General features: G+C 72.4%; 13 protein-coding genes and 1 pseudogene. 5 read left to right on the top strand and 9 right to left on the bottom strand.

Annotated features, from left to right (window positions below):
- Positions 1 to 22: 22 nt before the first annotated feature.
- Positions 23 to 1,342, top strand: coding sequence for a diacylglycerol/lipid kinase family protein (locus tag OWR29_RS02605; RefSeq protein ID WP_267560659.1), 1,320 nt, complete (start codon positions 23 to 25; stop codon positions 1,340 to 1,342).
- 103 nt (positions 1,343 to 1,445) lie between these two features.
- Here OWR29_RS02605 and OWR29_RS02600 read toward each other — a convergent pair whose 3' ends face one another.
- The gene (locus tag OWR29_RS02600; protein WP_267560657.1) at positions 1,446 to 1,985 is read right to left on the bottom strand and encodes a hypothetical protein; all 540 of its coding nucleotides are present in this window, start codon (positions 1,983 to 1,985) and stop codon (positions 1,446 to 1,448) included.
- Positions 1,986 to 2,129: 144 nt separating this feature from the next.
- Here OWR29_RS02600 and OWR29_RS02595 point away from each other — a divergent pair, with 144 nt between their 5' ends.
- Entirely contained in the window at positions 2,130 to 2,543 is a 414-nt protein-coding gene (locus OWR29_RS02595; RefSeq protein WP_267560655.1) for a DUF7144 family membrane protein, read from the top strand.
- Positions 2,453 to 3,292: pseudogene (locus OWR29_RS02590) on the top strand (YihY/virulence factor BrkB family protein); the annotation flags it as partial. The gene OWR29_RS02595 and the pseudogene OWR29_RS02590, both read left to right, overlap by 91 nt.
- Before the next feature lie 96 nt (positions 3,293 to 3,388).
- On the opposite strand, the gene OWR29_RS02585 reads toward OWR29_RS02590, so the two are convergent.
- Entirely contained in the window at positions 3,389 to 4,777 is a 1,389-nt protein-coding gene (locus OWR29_RS02585) for an MFS transporter (RefSeq protein ID WP_267560653.1), read from the bottom strand.
- A gap of 86 nt (positions 4,778 to 4,863) precedes the next feature.
- Between OWR29_RS02585 and OWR29_RS02580 the strand changes: the two genes are divergently transcribed.
- Complete coding sequence (locus tag OWR29_RS02580; RefSeq protein WP_267560652.1) at positions 4,864 to 5,355, top strand: hypothetical protein; 492 nt, start codon at positions 4,864 to 4,866, stop codon at positions 5,353 to 5,355.
- Here OWR29_RS02580 and OWR29_RS02575 read toward each other — a convergent pair.
- From OWR29_RS02575 to OWR29_RS02550, 6 genes are read right to left on the bottom strand one after another with little or no spacing between them, the layout of a single operon-like run.
- A complete protein-coding gene (locus OWR29_RS02575) occupies positions 5,336 to 6,274 on the bottom strand; it encodes a carbamate kinase (RefSeq protein ID WP_267560651.1) in 939 nt (312 codons plus the stop codon). The two genes, OWR29_RS02580 and OWR29_RS02575, sit on opposite strands and share 20 nt — an antisense overlap.
- A gap of 3 nt (positions 6,275 to 6,277) precedes the next feature.
- A complete protein-coding gene (gene argF / locus OWR29_RS02570; protein ID WP_267560650.1) occupies positions 6,278 to 7,279 on the bottom strand; it encodes an ornithine carbamoyltransferase in 1,002 nt (333 codons plus the stop codon).
- A 9-nt stretch (positions 7,280 to 7,288) separates the two neighbouring features.
- A complete protein-coding gene (locus OWR29_RS02565; protein WP_267560648.1) occupies positions 7,289 to 8,509 on the bottom strand; it encodes an arginine deiminase in 1,221 nt (406 codons plus the stop codon).
- A 14-nt stretch (positions 8,510 to 8,523) separates the two neighbouring features.
- Positions 8,524 to 9,927, bottom strand: coding sequence for an amino acid permease (locus tag OWR29_RS02560; protein ID WP_267560646.1), 1,404 nt, complete (start codon positions 9,925 to 9,927; stop codon positions 8,524 to 8,526).
- Positions 9,924 to 10,766 carry a class II glutamine amidotransferase gene (locus OWR29_RS02555; protein WP_267560645.1) on the bottom strand — a complete coding sequence of 281 codons (843 nt, stop codon included), beginning with the start codon at positions 10,764 to 10,766 and terminating at the stop codon, positions 9,924 to 9,926. The genes OWR29_RS02560 and OWR29_RS02555 overlap by 4 nt, the downstream gene beginning before the upstream one ends.
- Before the next feature lie 4 nt (positions 10,767 to 10,770).
- The gene (locus OWR29_RS02550; protein ID WP_267560643.1) at positions 10,771 to 12,666 is read right to left on the bottom strand and encodes a phage holin family protein; all 1,896 of its coding nucleotides are present in this window, start codon (positions 12,664 to 12,666) and stop codon (positions 10,771 to 10,773) included.
- An 85-nt stretch (positions 12,667 to 12,751) separates the two neighbouring features.
- Here OWR29_RS02550 and OWR29_RS02545 point away from each other — a divergent pair, with 85 nt between their 5' ends.
- Entirely contained in the window at positions 12,752 to 13,576 is an 825-nt protein-coding gene (locus OWR29_RS02545) for a YhjD/YihY/BrkB family envelope integrity protein (RefSeq protein ID WP_267560641.1), read from the top strand.
- Here the strand turns inward: OWR29_RS02545 and OWR29_RS02540 are convergent.
- Positions 13,548 to 16,151: a winged helix-turn-helix domain-containing protein gene (locus OWR29_RS02540; RefSeq protein ID WP_267560640.1), complete on the bottom strand. Its 2,604-nt coding sequence runs from the start codon at positions 16,149 to 16,151 to the stop codon at positions 13,548 to 13,550. The two genes, OWR29_RS02545 and OWR29_RS02540, sit on opposite strands and share 29 nt — an antisense overlap.
- Positions 16,152 to 16,308: the final 157 nt, after the last annotated feature.

Here is a 16,308-nt window from a genome sequence, read left to right as displayed (position 1 = left end):
GGAGCGGGACGACGCTGGCGGCATGACTTCCCGGCGTTGGCTGGCCCGGCTCTCGTTCCTCGCCGCGGGCGCGGCCGTGCTTCTCGTCCTCGCCGCGGCCGGCTTCCGCGGCAGCCTGTTCCTGATCCTGGTGGCGCTGGGCGGCGCCGCCCTGGGCCTGGCCGCCGCCTGGTGGTTCCTGACCCATCGCGGCGTACGGCGGTGGGCGGCCGGCGCCGTGGTCGTCCTCGCGCCGCTGACCGTGGCCGTCCTGTTCGCCCGGGCTGACCTCGTCTGGGCGGTCGTCCTGTTCGGACTGTTGTGGGCCGGCGCCGTGGCGGCCGGGCGGCGCGCCCTCCACGTGGACGCCCGCGAGCCCCTGGAATGGGAGGCCTCACCGCCCCGGCGCCCGTACCTCATCATGAATCCGCGGTCGGGCGGCGGGAAGGTCGAGCGTTTCCACCTGGCCGAGCGGGCCCGCATCCTGGGGGCCGAGGTGCGGCTGCTCGACGGGCCCGCCGTGGACGTCGAGGAGCTGGCCCAGCAGGCCGTGCGGGACGGCGCCGACCTGCTCGGCGTGGCCGGCGGCGACGGCACCCAGGCCCTGGTGGCCGGGGTCGCGGCCGAGCACGGGGTGCCGTTCCTGGTCATCTCGGCCGGCACCCGCAACCACTTCGCGCTCGACCTGGGCCTGGATCGGCAGGATCCGTCGACCTGCCTGGACGCCCTCGTCGACGGGGTCGAGGTGCGCATCGACCTGGGCCGGGTCGGGGACCGTACGTTCGTCAACAACGTCTCGTTCGGGGCCTACGCCACGGTGGTGCGCAGCCCGGCCTACCGCGACGACAAGGTCGGCACCGCGCTGCGGCTGCTGCCGGCCGCTCTCACCGGCGAGCAGGGCGCGATTCGCGTACGGGCGGGCAGCGGACCCGAGCTGAGCGGGCCCCAGGCCGTGCTGGTCAGCAACAACCCGTACGCGTCGGAGGATCTGGCCGGGATGGGCCGCCGCCCCCGGCTCGACGGCGGGGTGCTCGGCGTGCTGACGGTGCTCGTGCGCGGCGCGTCCGGGGCGGCCGGGATGGTCGGCGGCCGGGGCCGGGGCCGATCGGTGATGCGGTGCACGAGCACCGAGGTGGTCGTCGACGCGGACGCCCCCTCCGTGCCGGTGGGTGTCGACGGGGAAGCTATCGAGCTGCCCGTGCCGGTGCGGTGCGAGATCCGCCCGGCCGCGCTGCGGGTGCGGCTGCCCCGGCATCGGCCCGGTGTGCGGGTGGCGCTACCGGAGATGGACTGGGCGCGACTGAGCACTTTGGCCCTGCCGGACCTGCGGCGGCCGGTACTGGTGGCCGGCCGCCGCGCGTGACTCACCGCCTTCGGCCGGTCCGCCGGGACACTCGCCGGGCCGTGCGCCGGCCGGTGCGCCGGGCGACTCTGCGTGATCCGAACATGGCGTCTCCTCCTTGTCGCTATGCCGCTGATGTCTCGAGGTCGGCCAGCTCCTTGGCCTCCTCGGCACTCACCAGGCCGATGCCGACCAGGTCGAACGGGCTGATGAAGGCGTCACCGATCCGGAACCCGCCGGCCCGGGCGATGGCGTCGCGCAACGGCACGGCCCAGTTGTGCTCGATGAGGATCAGGGCCGCCGCGCTGTCCGGCGGGATGTCCTCGAGCACGTCCCACGCCTGCGGATCGTCGAAGACGGCGACGCCGTGCTCGGCCGCCGCCGCACCGCCCAGCACCGCGCCCGCGGCCATCCCCTTCTCGCCCTCGATGCCCAGCCCGACCAGGGCGCCCACCTTGCTGCCGAGCTCGATCGCCTCCTGTTCGGTGAGGTTGCTCAGGTGCTCGACGGCCATGTTCCCGTCGGCATCCTTGTAGACCGCGAGCGCGTCGATCACGCGCACGGTGTCGTTCTGCCGCAGACGTTCCAGCTCGGCGATGATCTCGCCGTGGAAGTCCGGGTGCCTGAAGCCCAGCACGATCAGCTGAACCGGTCCGATGGCCATCTGCTGCCGCCCCTCTCGCCAAGTGACTGACGCTCCGATCGTCGGCCGCCGGGTGGCGCCGACGCCTCATCCGGCACGAGTGAGGACGGCGCCGCCCGACCCGGGTGCACTGGACACAGTCGTGCACGCAGGAGGGAGCGGGTCATGGAGGTAGAACAGAGCCGGGCCACCGGCTGGGTCGGCTGGGTGTTCTTCGCCGGCCTGATGCTGGTGCTGCTGGGCTCGGCGCACGCGGCCGTCGGCGCCCTGGCCATCTTCGAGCCCGACATCCTGGCCGGCACGCGTCCCGACGTGCTGCTCGACCTGCCGCTGACCGTGCTGGCGTGGGGTCACCTGCTGCTCGGCGCCGGCGCCGCCGTCACCGGCGTGGCCCTGTTCCGCGGCCTGGCCTGGGCCCGCTTCGTCGCGATCGTGGTCGCCCTGTTCACCGGCCTGATGAGCTTCGTGTTCGCCACCGTCTACCCGGTGTGGGCCGCCATCATCATCGTCCTGTGCGGCGTGGTCCTCTACGCCACCGCCGTCCACGGCGACGAGGTCTACGACGCGTACGGCCGGTGATCGTCCGCCGCCTCGACGACCTGCAGCGCCGACACGCGCCGGTCGCCTTCGGCCACGCCGTGGTCGTCAAGTACCTCGATGACGGCGGCCCGCGCGAGGCCGCGCTCATCACCTATTACGGCTTCCTCAGCCTGTTCCCGGTGCTGCTGCTAGGCGCGGCGATCGTCTCCCGCATGCTCGTCCGGGACGATTTGATCGCGGCACTCGTTCCACCGGGGCTGCAGGCCGACGTCCAGGACTCGGTCGAGGCGCTGTCGACGTCGGCCGCCGCCCTCGTCGTGAGTCTGATCGGCCTCGCCTACTCCGGCTCCGGGGTGGTCCTCTCGGCCTACTTCACGCTGAACCATCTGGCCGCGGTGCCGTGGAACCGCCGTCGCGGCCTGCTCTCCCGCTGTTTGCGGGTGTTGGCTGGGCTGGCCGTCATTGTCATCGGCGCCCTGATCGGCGGGATCCTCACGACGTCGACGGCCGCCGGGATCCCGGGCTCCTGTCTGATCATGGGCCTGGTGCTGATCGTCCTGGCCCGCCTGCTGCTGGACCGGCCGGCTCCGCTGCGGGCGATCTGGCCGGCCGCGCTGATCGGCGGGGTGGCGGTGACCGCGCTGCTGAATCTGACCGCCGCCGTCCTGCCCCGGCTGGTGCGCGGGGCCGGTCTGGTCTACGGCAGCTTCGCCACCGTGGCGGCGATCTTCACCCTGCTGTACCTGCTGAGCAACGCGCTCGTCCTCGGCGCCGAGGTGGCCGCGGTGCGAACCGCGCACCTGTGGCCGCGCTCGGCCGACCCGAGAAGGCCCACCCCGGCCGATCGCAAAGCCCAGCAGCTGCTGACCCGTGAGCAGGACCGGTCAGCGCCGCCGGGGCAGCAGCAGGCCGGCGCCCAGCCCGATGATCCCTACGACCGCGACGGCGGTCAGGGCCAGCGCGTACGCGCGTCCGGGCTGGTCGCCGACGCCGGCCACCAAAATAGTGCCGGCCAGCGCGGCGCCCAGTGACGAGCCCAGGTTGGAGACGCTGCGGGACAGCCCCGAGATCTCGCCCTGCCGGTCCTCGCCGAACGCGGACTGCACGACGTTCACCGACGGGGTGAGCATCAGGCCCAGCCCGAAGCCGATGACGAACAGCCCGGGCACGAACGGCCACACCCCGCCCACCGCGGCGACCAGGGCCATCAGCAGCACCACGCCGGCCACCGTGATGACGAACCCGGCCACGATGAGCGTGCGCTGGGCCCGCCGCTTGGCGAACCGTTCCGCGCCCAGCGACGAGAGCAGCAGGCCGACCGTGGTGGCCGTGAACACCGCGCCGGTCTCGATGGCGTTGTAGCCGCGGACCACCTGCAGGTAGGCCGACACCACGAACGACGTGCCCATCACCATCAGCCACTGCGCGTTCTGGGTGATCAGGCCGAGGTTAGACGTGCGGTTGCGGAACAGCGACGTGGACAGCAGCGGCTCCTGCCCGGCCCGCTCCTTGGCCCGTACGGACACGAAGAAGCCCGCCAGCACCAGCGCGCCCGCGGCGAGCAGCCCCAGCATGAGCCAGACGTTGTCGTCGGCGACCAGGATCCCGCCCACGAACAGGAAGAGGCCGGCCGCCGAGAGCACCGCGCCCCGCACGTCGAACGCGCGCGCCGGGTCGGGCGGCACGGGATCGCGTACGGCCCGGCGGCTCAGCACGACGATGGCCAGCGCGATCAGCGCCTGGAAGCCGAACGCGGCCCGCCAGCTGATCGCGGTCGAGATGAAACCACCGATCAGCGGCCCGGCCACCGCGCCCACCCCGCCCATCGCGCTGATCGCGCCGAAGGCCCGGGCCCGCGAGCCCACGTCGGTGAAGACCAGCATGGTCAGGATGTAGACGGGCGGGATCAGCAGGGCCGTGCCGACGCCCTCGAGGATCGAGTTGCCGATGATGAGCACCCCGAGCCCGGGGGCCACCGCGCTCAGCAGGGCGCCCAGGCCGAACAGGGCGAGCCCGGCCACCAGGCACCGCTTGCGCCCGTAGCGGTCGGTCAGCTTGCCACCCGGAATCATCAGGGCGGCCATCACCAGCAGGAAGATCGTGATGGTCAGCTGCACGCCCTGCACGTCGGTGTCCAGGTCCCGGCTGATGTCGGTGATCATCACGTTCATGTTGGAGCCGGCGAAGCTGCAGATGAACTGGGCCAGCGCGAAGGCCACCAGCGCCTGCCTGAGCTCGGTCGGGAAGCGCCCGCTCGCGGTCCGCTGTGTCATGAGCCGACGCTGGCACCGGAACCGCGCCGCGGGTTCATCCCGGCCGGATGAGGACCGGGGGTACGCGCCCGGCCAGCCTGAAGGGCATGCAGCGCAGCTTCGTCCGCCTCACCCATGACACCGCGGAGGGGACGGCCTCCGGCATCTACGGGCTCATCGTGTGCGCCGCCATGCTGGTCACCGCGCACGCCGAGCGGGCCTGGCGGGAGGTGCTGGCCGTTCTCGTCACGCTCACCATCTACTGGCTGGCCGAACGCTACGCCCGGATCGTGGCCGAGCGGATCCACGAGGGACGCCGCCCGGCCTGGCACACCGTTCGCCACCAATTGACCCACGGCTGGGAGCTGATCACAGCCTCGGCTCTGCCGCTGCTCGTGCTGGTGATCGTCCGGCTCGCGGGCGCCCGCATGGTGGCGGCCGAGTTCGCGGCGCTGGCCTGCTGCACGCTTCTGCTGTGCGTGGCCGGCTGGCGGATGGGCGCCGGCGGACGACTCACGCCGGCCGAACGCCTGGTGTCCACGGTGACCGCGGGGGCGTTCGGCGCGGCGATGGTCGTCCTCAAGACCTTGCTGCACTGAGTTCGTAGTCCCCGTTGGGGGTGACAACGGTTCCCGCCTTACCGGCCAGAATGAGCCCGGCGTCGGAGAGCGACCCGATCGCCGCCACGTCCCCGGTCATCTCGACGAAGTGGCACACCGCCTCGACCTTGGGCCCCATCGACCCGGCGGCGAAGTTCTCGCGCCGCAGCTCGGCCGGGGTGGCCCGGTAGATCGGTTCGGGGCGGGGCCCGCCGAAGCCGCGCTGCACCGCGGAGACGTCGGTCAGCAGCAGCAACGCGTCGGCGTCGAGCGACTCGGCCAGCGCCGCGGTGGCCAGATCCTTGTCGACCACGGCCTCGACCCCGGCCAGCAGCCCGGCGCTGTTGCGGATGACCGGGATGCCGCCGCCGCCGGCGCAGACCACCACGGTGCCGCTCTCGAGCAGCTTGCGGATGAGCCGGGTCTCCACGATCCGCTGCGGCTGGGGCGACGGCACCACGCGCCGCCAGTTGGGGCCGTCCTGGGCGATGGCCCAGCCGTGCGTGGCCACCAGCCGGTCGGCCGTTCCCTTGTCGTAGACCGGGCCGACGAACTTCGTCGGCTGGGCGAACGCCGGGTCGGCCGCCGAGACCAGTGTCTGGTCGAGGATGGCGGCCACCTGCCGGCCCGGCAGCGCGTTCTGCAACGCCTGCAGCAGCCAGTAGCCGATCATGCCCTGGGTCTGGGCGCCCAGCACGTCGAACGGGTAGGGGGCGCGCAGCGTGGGGTCGGCCGCGCTCTGGATGGCCAGCATGCCCACCTGCGGTCCGTTGCCGTGCGTCACGACCACTTCGTGCTCGGCCGCCAGCGGGGCCAGCGCGGCCACCGCACGCCGGGCGTTGGCCTGCTGGATCGCCGCGTCCGGCCGCTGTCCCCGTTCGAGCAGCGCGTTGCCGCCGATGGCGATGACGATGCGCATCTCTCACGCTCCCAGGGTGGCGACCATGACCGCCTTGATCGTGTGCATGCGGTTCTCGGCCTGGTCGAAGACGACGGAGTAGGGCGACTCGAACACCTCGTCGGTGATCTCCAGCGCGTCCAGCCCGGTGTGCTCGAAGATCTCTTCCCCGACCTTCGTACGCCGGTCGTGGAACGCCGGCAGGCAGTGCATCACCTTGACGGCGGCATTGCCGGTGGCCCGCACCATGTCCATGTTCACCTGGTACGGCTTGAGCAGCCGGATCCGCTCGTCCCAGGCCTGTTTGGGCTCGCCCATCGACAGCCACACGTCGGTGTAGAGGAAGTCGGCCCCGCGCACGCCCTCGGCCACGTCCTCGGTGTGGGTGATCCGGGCGCCGGTCTGCTCGGCGATGGCCCGGGCCGCCTTCACCACCTCGTCCGGGTTCCAGCGGGCCTCGGGCGCCACCATCCGCACGTCCATGCCCATCATGGCCCCGGCCACCAGCAGTGAGTTGCCCATGTTGTTGTGGGCGTCGCCCAGGAAGGCGAAGGCGATCTCGTTGTCGTGCTTGACCGTGTGCTCGCGCATGGTGAGCAGGTCGCACAGCGTCTGGGTGGGGTGCCATTCGTCGCTGAGCCCGTTCCACACCGGCACCCCGGAGTGGCGGGCCAGCGTCTCGACGTTCTCCTGGCCGAAGCCGCGGTACTCGAGGCCGTCGTAGAACCGGCCCAGCACCCGGGCCGTGTCCTCGACCGATTCCTTGTGGCCGAGCTGGGTGCTGCCCGGGTCGAGGAACGTGACGTGGGCGCCCTGGTCGTGCGCGGCCACCTCGAACGCGCAGCGGGTGCGGGTCGAGGTCTTCTCGAAGATCAGGGCGATGTTCTTGCCGGCCAGCCGGGGCGTCTCGGTGCCGGTGTACTTGGCCGACTTCAGCTCGGCGGCCAGCTTCAGCAGGAAGCGCCATTCGCCGGGGGTGAAGTCGAGCTCCTTGAGGAAGCTGCGGTTGCGCAGGTTGACGGACATCTCGGCTCCTCAGACAGCGTCGCGTTCGATGGGGCAGGTCATGCAGCGGGGGCCGCCGCGGCCCCGGCCGAGCTCGCCGCCGGCGATCGTGATGACCTCGATGCCGTGCCGGCGCAGGAAGGTGTTGGTGGTGACGTTGCGCTCGTAGCCGACGATCACGCCGGGCTCGACGGCCAGGAAGTTGGTGCCGTCGTCCCACTGCTCGCGCTGGGCGGCCCGGATGTCCTCGTTGGTCTCGAGCACCTGGATCTTGTCGATGCCGAGGATCTCGGCGATGGTGGCGAAAAGGTCGTCATTGCGTACGACGTGGAGCCCGTCCGCGTCATCGCCGGGCAGCACAGTCCACGAGCGCAGGGAGCCCTGCAGGTACGGGTACATGACGAAGGTGTCCCGGTCGAGCATCGTCATGACCGTGTCCAGGTGCATCATGGCGTGCGAGTGCGGCAGCTCGATGGCCACGACCTTGGTCGCGGCACCCTCGGCGAACAGCTGCCGGGCCAGGTTCTCGACGCCCATCGCGGTCGAGCGCTCCCCCAGCCCGACCATGACGGCGCCGTTGCCCAGCACGTGGATGTCGCCGCCCTCGAGGGTGGCCGGCTGGTGCGGGCGGTCGTCGCCGCCGTACCAGACGGTGAAGTCGGCCAGGGCGAACATCGGATGGAAGCGGTAGATGGCCGCGCTGTGCACCGACTCGCGCAGCCGGGCCGCCATCGCCATCGGGTTGATGCTGACCCCGCCGTAGATCCAGGCCGAGTTGTCCCGCTGGAACAGGTGGTTGGGCAGCGGGGTGAGCACGAAGTCGTCGGCGCTCATCAGCTCCCAGCGCAGGCTGTTCACGGTGAAGCCGGCCAGCTCGTTCTTGAGCACGCCGCCGATCAGGTAGTCGGCCAGCATCTCGCTCTCGGCCCGCTCGGCCAGCGCCCGCAGCGGTCCGGCCAGCGTCGGCCCGACCGTGTCCTCGGTGATGATCCGGTCGAGCACCCAGGCCCGGGCCTGCGGGATGTTCAGCACGTCGGCCAGCAGCTGGGCGAAGTAGTGGACCTTGACGCCGCGCTCACGCAGCACCTCGGCGAAGGCGTCGTGTTCCTCGCGCGCCCGGCGGGCCCACAGGATGTCGTCGAACAGCAGGTCCTTGACGTTGTCGGGGGTGAGCCGGCTCAGCTCGACCCCGGGCCGGTGCAGGATGACCTGACGCAGCCGGCCGATCTCGGAGTCGACGTGGAAACTCATGGGTTCTCCCGGGTTCACTGGTAGGGCGGCACCGCCGGCGGCGCCGACATCCGGTTGCGGACGGCGAGGAAGACCGGAACGCCCAGCAGGAACGCCGCGCCGGCCATGAGGAACGGGCCCCAGACGACCCACCAGTCGTCACCGGAGTTGCGCGAGTACCAGACGAACAGGATCGAGAAGGCCAGGCTGAGCACGGCGACGGCCGAGTCCCGGGCGAAGCGGGCGCCGTTTCCCGTACGGCGATCGAGCAGACGCCATTTGAGCTGGGCCAGCGCCGAGAAGGCGTACGGGATGGCGGCCGTGATGCCGGTCATCAGCACCAGCGTGTTGAAGACGGTGGCCCCGCTGGAGCCGGAGTAGCTGACCACCATGGCCACCGTGGCCAGCACGGTGCTGGCGATGATGCCCACGGTCGGCACCCCGCGCCGCGACAGCCGCCCGAACGTGGCCGGGAAGACCCCGTCCTTGGCCGCCGCCAGCGGCATCTCGGCGCAGATCATCGTCCAGCCGTTGAGCGCGCCCAGCCCCGAGACGATCACGGCCAGGGCGACCAGGTCACCGGCCCATGTGCCGCTGCCGGCCATGCTGTTGGCCGCGACCGAGTACGACGCCTTGTTGGCCTCCTCGGCCAGCTGCGAGGTGGGCACGATGCCGAAGATGGCGATCATCGACAGCAGATAGACGACGGCGCTGCCCAGCGTGCCGTACACGGTGGCCCGGGGAATGTTGCGGGACGGGTCGCGCACCTTGGCCGCGGCGACGGCGGCCGTCTCGACGCCGAGATAGCTGAACAGGCAGATGGCCATGGCGCTGCCGATCGCGCTCAGATCGCTGTCCCCGCTGACGTTGGCCGGGCTGTAGTTGGCGGTGGTGATGAAGAACAGGCCGACGGTCGACATGATGGCGAGCGGGATGAACTTGATGACGGTCGTCCACAGCTGGACGGCGCCCATGTTCTTGACGCCGGTCAGGTTGACCAGGGCCGGCAGCCACAGCCCGATCACGGCGATGGCGATCGACCAGCCGACGACCCCGTCCTTGTTGACGAAGTGCTCGACGTAGAAGACCCAGCCGGTGACGATGGCCGCGTTGCCGGCCCAGGCGGTGATCCAGTACGACCACGCGTTGAGGAAGCCGGTGCCGTTGCCGAAGGCGGCCCGGGCGTACGCGTAGGGCCCGCCGTCGGCCGGCAGCCGGCGCGAGAGCACGGCGAACATGACGGCCAGGCTGAGCGCGCCGACAGTGGTCAGCGCCATCGCCACGATGCTGATCGGGCCGATCGCGGCCAGCGAGAACGGCAGGTTGAAGATGCCGACCCCGATGATGCTGCCCAGGATCAGCGCGGTCGCCTGAGGCAGTCCGAGGGTGCGCTCCTCGGCCGGCCGGGTCGGCGCGGCCGGCGCCTTCAGGCCGGTCATGGCTCGACCGGCTCGAAGCGGCCGAGTTCGTCGTCACCCTTCTGGATCACGCCGTAGCTCGACTCGGGCACCGGCTGCCAGGCCCCTTCCAGCTCACCGAGCGGTTCGGAGACCACCAGCCGGGTCTCCTCCGAGAGCCGGCGCAGGTTGGCGTTCTCGGGATACAACGCGACCAGGGCCGACATTTCGGTGCTGTAGAACAGCGAGCGGCTGTGCCCCTCGGACGAATAGCGGAAGCACCAGACCCGGTCGCCGTCGGTGGTCGCGACGGTCATCTGCAGCGGGTTCTCCACCCCGTGGGCCCGGCCCAGATACTCGACCAGCCCGGCCATCCGTTCCACGGCGAGCGCCGGCCGGTCCCGCAGCCCGTACGTGAGCGCGAGATAGAACATGACCTCGGAGTCGGTCGAGCCCGCGATCGACGGGTACAGCGCCGGGTCGATGGCCAGCACCAGGTCGCGCTTGAGCCGGGCGAACTCCCGGATGCACCCGTTGTGCAGCCACAGCCAGTTGCCGTGCCGGAACGGGTGGCAGTTGGTCTGCTGCACCGGCGTGCCGGTGCTGGCCCGGATGTGGGCCAGGAACAACGGCGAGACCGTGGAGCGGGCCAGCTCGCGCAGGTTGAGGTCGCTCCACGCCGGGCCGGTGCCGCGGAACAGCGCGGGCTCGGCCAGCGGCGGGGCGTCGACGCCGTACCAGCCGACGCCCACCCCGTCCCCGTTGGTGGTCTCGACGCCGAGGCGCGAGTGCATGCTCTGGTCGATCAGTGAGAAGCGCGGCTCGTAGAGCAGTTCCTCGAGCCGGATCGGGGTGCCCGAATAGGCCAGCCAGCGACACATGGCGTCATGGTTGCCGCGCGGCCGAACGTTCCGGTTCATCCCGGATGGATGAGAGGAGCAGCCGGTGCACCGCGTCGGCGCCGATCAGCTCGCCCGGCCGGTTCCACCCGCGTGGCAGCACGAGCAGCGCCCGGCTCTGGTCGCCGCCGAGGCCGCCGTGGCAGCCGATCAGCTCCTCGAACGCGGCCACCTCGCCCGTGCCCGGCTCGTACAAGCTGTTCACCACCAGGTCGCCGGTGTGCCCGAGGCGGTCGTGGCGGCGCAGGTCGTCGGCGGCGTGCGGGCCGAACGCGGCCAGCGGGTCGCAGCCCTCGACGTGGTCGTCGCGAAGCCGGCGTCGCCCGTCCCGGCCGAGCACGAGCGCGCCGTGGTGCTGCGAGCGCACCAGCACGAACCCGACGCCGGGGTGAGCGGTCAGCCCGGCCAGCAACCGGGGGTGCCGGTGCTCAATCTGCTCCAGGGTCGCGCGGCCGGGCAGCCGGGCCAGGTAGATCAGCGCGAGGTTGCCCGAGGCGGCGACCACGACCTCGGGGTGGCCCGGAGCCGGTTCGGGCTCGGCGGGCCGCGCCCGGTGCTCCCGCTCGTCGGCCGGCGGCGCCACCACGTCGCCCGATCCGGTCAGCTCCCGGACAAGCTGCTCGAAGGGCAGGCCGTAGCGCTGGGCGAAGGTCGATCCCTGGCTCTGCCCGTGGTCGGAGAGAACCACCAGGTGGTACGGGCGGGGCGCGGCCGCCGCGACCTGTTCCAGCGTGGCCAGGACGGCGTCGATGCCCTCGAGCGAGGCCAGCGACTCGGGCCGGGCCGGTCCGGCGTGGTGGGCGATCTCGTCGTAATCCACGAAGTCGCAGAAGACAGTGGGGGCCCCGCGCATCATCTGCTCGGCCAGCACGGCCAGATTCAGGTGCCGCAGCAACACATTCGTGACCCCGCGCAGCACCACATAGGAGCCGCGGCGGCGCATCCTCGGCAGCACCCCGCGCACCCGTTGCCGTCGCGCCTGGGCCAGCTCCTTCACGGTCTCGCCCACGGTCAGCACCAGCGACCGGGTCAGCCCGAACGGGTCGAGCAGGTAGCCCGCCACCGCCCGGTCCGGCTTGTTCGTCCCGGCCCGGCTCATGGTCAGCAGCGAGGTGGCGGCGTCGCCCGAGAAGACGTTGCTGACGCTCACTCCCCCGCCGGCCAGCAGGCCGTGCCCGTCCGAGCACCGGGCCTCGACCAGGGCGCTGTCCCGCGGCCGGTTCGTCACGACCAGGCGGCCGGTGTCCTTCTCGTACCACCGGAACGCCGGCACCTGATCGCTCGCGCCGTGCAGCAGCCCGGCCTGGCTGGCCGGTGTGGTCGGCGGCAGCTGGGCGTGCCACTCGGTCAGCGTGTGACTGCCCGCCCGCAGCCATCGGCCCAGCGTGGGCAGGTTGCCGGCCTCGATCGCCCACCGGGCCAGCGGCGCCGACAGCCCGTCGATCTGAACGATGAGAACACCCGGAATTTCCGTACGCGGCACAGCCCGCCGATAGCGCCGGTTCACACGCAGCAGGTGCCGGGTCGCCGCGCCCGGTTGCCCGGCCGTCACGAACCACAGCACCACGCTGGTCAGCCCGGCCCCGAGCCAGGCGGCCCAGAACGCCGGCCAGAACCCGTCGACGTGCACCCCGGGCGTCAGCTCGAGCGCGGCCCAGACCAGCAGCGCCTGCGTGACCAGCCACCCGGCCACCACACCGAGCCAGCCCGCCGCCGAGCACAACGCCACCAGCAGCGGGCGCAGCACGGCCCCCAGCCCGCCGAGCACGACCGCGGCGGCCGCCACCGCCCAGCCGCTGTCCGCGTGCAGTCCCGGCACGACGCCGATGACCACGCCCAGCACGGCCGCGCCCAGGCCCACGGTGAACAGGACGGACAGCATGCGGCGAGTGTCCCGGCCGGCCGGCGGCGGGGGCTCACCCGCCACGGATGGCGCGCCCCTTTCCGGCCGGGCCGAGCATGGCGGCATGACGACGCTCTCGCGCCGAGTGCTGGACGCGGTGCCGCACCCGCTGCGGGCGGCCGTGCAGCGTCTGCTCGGCGAGCTCGTCCGGGTCCAGATCTTCGACCGCGCGATGACCCTGGCCGCGCAGGCCTTCACGTCGCTCTTCCCGTTGGTGATCATGATCGGGGCGCTCTCCGGCAGCGCGGCTCGGGACCGGCTGACCGACCTGATCCGCCTGCCCGCGGACAGCACCCGCCTGGTGCAGGACGCGCTGGGCGGCAGCCGCAGCGGCGCCTTCGGGGTGCTCGGCTCGCTGATCGTGGTGCTGTCGGCGACCGGGCTGGCCCGCGCGCTGGCCCGGGCCTACCGCGCCACCTGGTCGGTCGCCGGGCGGCGGGCGGGCCCAGCCGACACCGGCTGGCAGATCGGCACCGTGCTGCTGGTCGTGCTGTTCCTGATCGGCGTGCGGCTCCTCGTGCACCTGACCGACCTGCTGCCCGCGGCCGGGGTGGCCGGGGTGGTGGTCACCCTGCTGGCCGACTGCGGGCTGGCCGTCCTGCTCCCCCGCGTGCTGCTGGGGCCGGTGGTGCCGCGGGACCGCCTGCTGCTCGGTGGCCTGCTGTTCGGCCTGATCATGCTCGGCGTACGGGCGGCCGGCGCGATCTATCTGCCGCGCGCGCTGCAGTCGAGCACCGAGCGCTACGGCACGATCGGGCTGGCCTTCACGTACATCGGCTGGCTCTACGTCCTGTCGTTCTGCCTGCTCCTGTCGGCGATCCTGGCCGTGGTGCTGGCCGATCGGCTACCCCGGTGGTTCGTCAGATCAGACCCAGCTGCCGGGCCGTGACCACCGCCTCGCGGCGGCGGCCGGCTCCCAGCTTGCGATAGATCGAGCGCATGTGGGCCTTCACCGTATTGATCGAGATGTTGAGGTTCTCGGCGATCTCGCCCGCCGTGAGCATCGTCGGCAGGTAGTGCAGCACCTCGAGCTCGCGCTCGCTGAGCGGGCCGGCCGACGGGATCACGACCGGCAGCTCGCCGGTGATGTCGCCCAGCAGGTTGTCGCCGGCCGGGCCGCGCAGCTCGGTCAGCCACTGCTGCCGCCCGGCCAGTTGCAGCAGGCGCTGCGGGTCGCAGTGCCGGAACGGCCGCCGGATGTGGTCGGGTTCGGCCAGCGTCAGCGCCCGCTCCAGCGCCTCGCCGGCGGTGACGCTGCGGCCCCGGGCGTCGGCGGCCAGCGCGGTGATCACCCAGCCCGTCACCGCGGACACCCGGTCGGAAGAGGTGCGGACGAGCCCGGCCAGCGCTTCGGCCGCGTCGTGCCGCCCGGTCGCGAGGTAGGACCGGGCCAGGCAGGCCTGCTCGGGCGGGGCCAGCGGGCGGTCGCCGCCGTACCGGGCGAACACCGCGCAGGCGTCCCCCAGGGCCAGGTCGATCTCGGACTCGGCCACGTCGGTGAGGCGCATGAGCACCGGCGCGACCAAGCCCGGCCGGGCCTCGGCCCATGCTTGCCGCAGCACCGTACGGGCGCCGAGGGCCTCGCCCCGGTCGACCAGCAACCGCACCCGCACCAGGGCCGCCAGCACCACGAGGACGGCCTCGGGCACCTCACCGCCGGAGTGCAGGGCCATCCGCAGGGCGTCGCCGGCCTCGATGCCGCGGCCGCGCTCGGACTCGATCAGCGCCCGGACCAGGTGAGCCGGGGCGGCCGCGGGCCGCGTCGACGCGTCGATGCGCCGGGCCAGGTCGAGTGCGGCCGTCCCGTTGCGCTCGGCCTCGTGGATCGAGCCGCGCAGGAAGTCGAGCAGCGCGAGATGCCCGAGCGCGGACGCGGCGATCAACGGCATGCCGGCCCCGCGGGCGCCGGACGAGGCGGCCCACAGGTAACGGTCGGCGTGATCGAACTGTCCCGACCAGAGCAGCGCGATGGCCTTGTTGGTGAGCGCCATGGTCCGGTACTGCGGCAGAGCCGGGCCGGTCGCGGTGTCCAGGGCCGCGATGTCGGCCAGCAGCTCGGTCGACAGGTCGAGCAGGCGCGGCATGTCGCCCTGCCAGCGGACCAGGATGGCCGACTCCATCACGCCGAGGGCCACGCCGGTGGACGTCAGCGGGCGGCCCTCGCCCGAGCCGTGCAGCGTCCGGGCCTCGGCCAGCCGCGCCGCCATGGCCGCGATGTCGCCGCGGTCGAAGGCGCGGATGGCCGCGCACAGCACCAGATCGGCGTTGTCGGACAGACGGGCGGCCGGGATCCGGCGCAGGATCTCGATCAGTTCGGCTCGATCACCCGAGTTGAACAGCGGCATGCCGCGGTCCATCACGAGGTGGGCCAGCAGGGGCCAGTTGGCGGCGCCGGCGGCGTGGGACAGCGCGGGCAGAACGTCACCCGAGGACGCGTGCCAGCGCGCCGCGACCAGGTGCAGGGCGGGCACGAGGCCGGACTTGGTCGCCTGCAGGCGGTGGCGCAGGGCCGAACGGAAGGTCCGGTGGTACCGGAACCAGCCGCGGGTGCCGACCGGCTCGATGAACAGGTTGGCCTGGGCCAGCATCTCCAGCGTCCGCTGCCCGTCCTGGCCGCCGGTCAGCGCGTCGGCCAGCGGGCCGCAGATCCGGTCGGGCACGCTGGTCCGCAGCACGAACCGCCAGGTGTCCTCGGACTGGCCGGCCAGCGCCTCCTCGAGCAGGTAGTCCTCGGCCGCCCGTTCCGGGAAGCGCCCGTCGGCCGAGTCGGCGGCCAGGCGGATGCCCACCGGCCAGCCCTCGACCTGCCGGACCAGCGCGGCCAGGTCGTCGACCGGTAACTTCCGGTCGTGCAGGCCGAGCAGGCCGGCCGCCTCGTCCACCCGGAACGCCAGGTCGGCCCCGCGGATCTCGGCCACGTCCCCCGAGACCCGCAGCTGGTGCAGCGAGACGCCCGGTTCGCGCCGGCCGGCCAGCACGAAGCGGACTCGTTGCGGCGCCCGGCGCAGCAGGCCGCTCAGCCCGCCCAGCACCCGGCGGTCGGTCACCTTGTGCACGTCGTCCAGCACCACCACCAGGGTCGAGGGCAGGGCGGCCAGCGTCGCGCCGAGCCACCGGGCGAAGCGGCTGTCGTCGGCGCGGGGCACCGGCCGGGGCAGCATCACCCCGGCCGTGGTCAGCGCGAGCAGCAGGTCGGACCAGAAGACGTCGGGCTCGTCGTGCTCGTGGTCGAGGGTGAGCCAGGCGATCGGGCCGGACGCCGATCGGGCCCCGCACCACGAAGCGATCAGAGTGGTCTTTCCCCAGCCGGCGCCGGCGCAGACCAGCGTCACCGTGCGACGGACCCCCGCGTCCAGGGCGTCGACCAGCCGGGGCCGCCAGATCAGGCTGCTCGGCAGCCGCGGCCGGGGACGCGGGACGGCCCGGACCCGTACGGAGACGTCGTTGTTCGCGACTTCGCGCATGCGCTCCCCCTCCGCACAGTCCGCTCGGTGCGGGACGTCCGCTCGCGGCACGGAGGTCCCGCCGGTGCTACTCGTTCGATACGTGCAGCGTCACCACTGAGAGCCAGATCGTGGGGGGAACGCGCCGTCCGGGATGGTCGCGATTACGGACAGTGAA

It is taken from the genome of Paractinoplanes pyxinae (assembly GCF_026626335.1).
Classification (GTDB): Bacteria; Actinomycetota; Actinomycetes; order Mycobacteriales; family Micromonosporaceae; genus Actinoplanes; species Actinoplanes pyxinae.
This window is presented reverse-complemented; position numbering and strand designations above follow the sequence as displayed.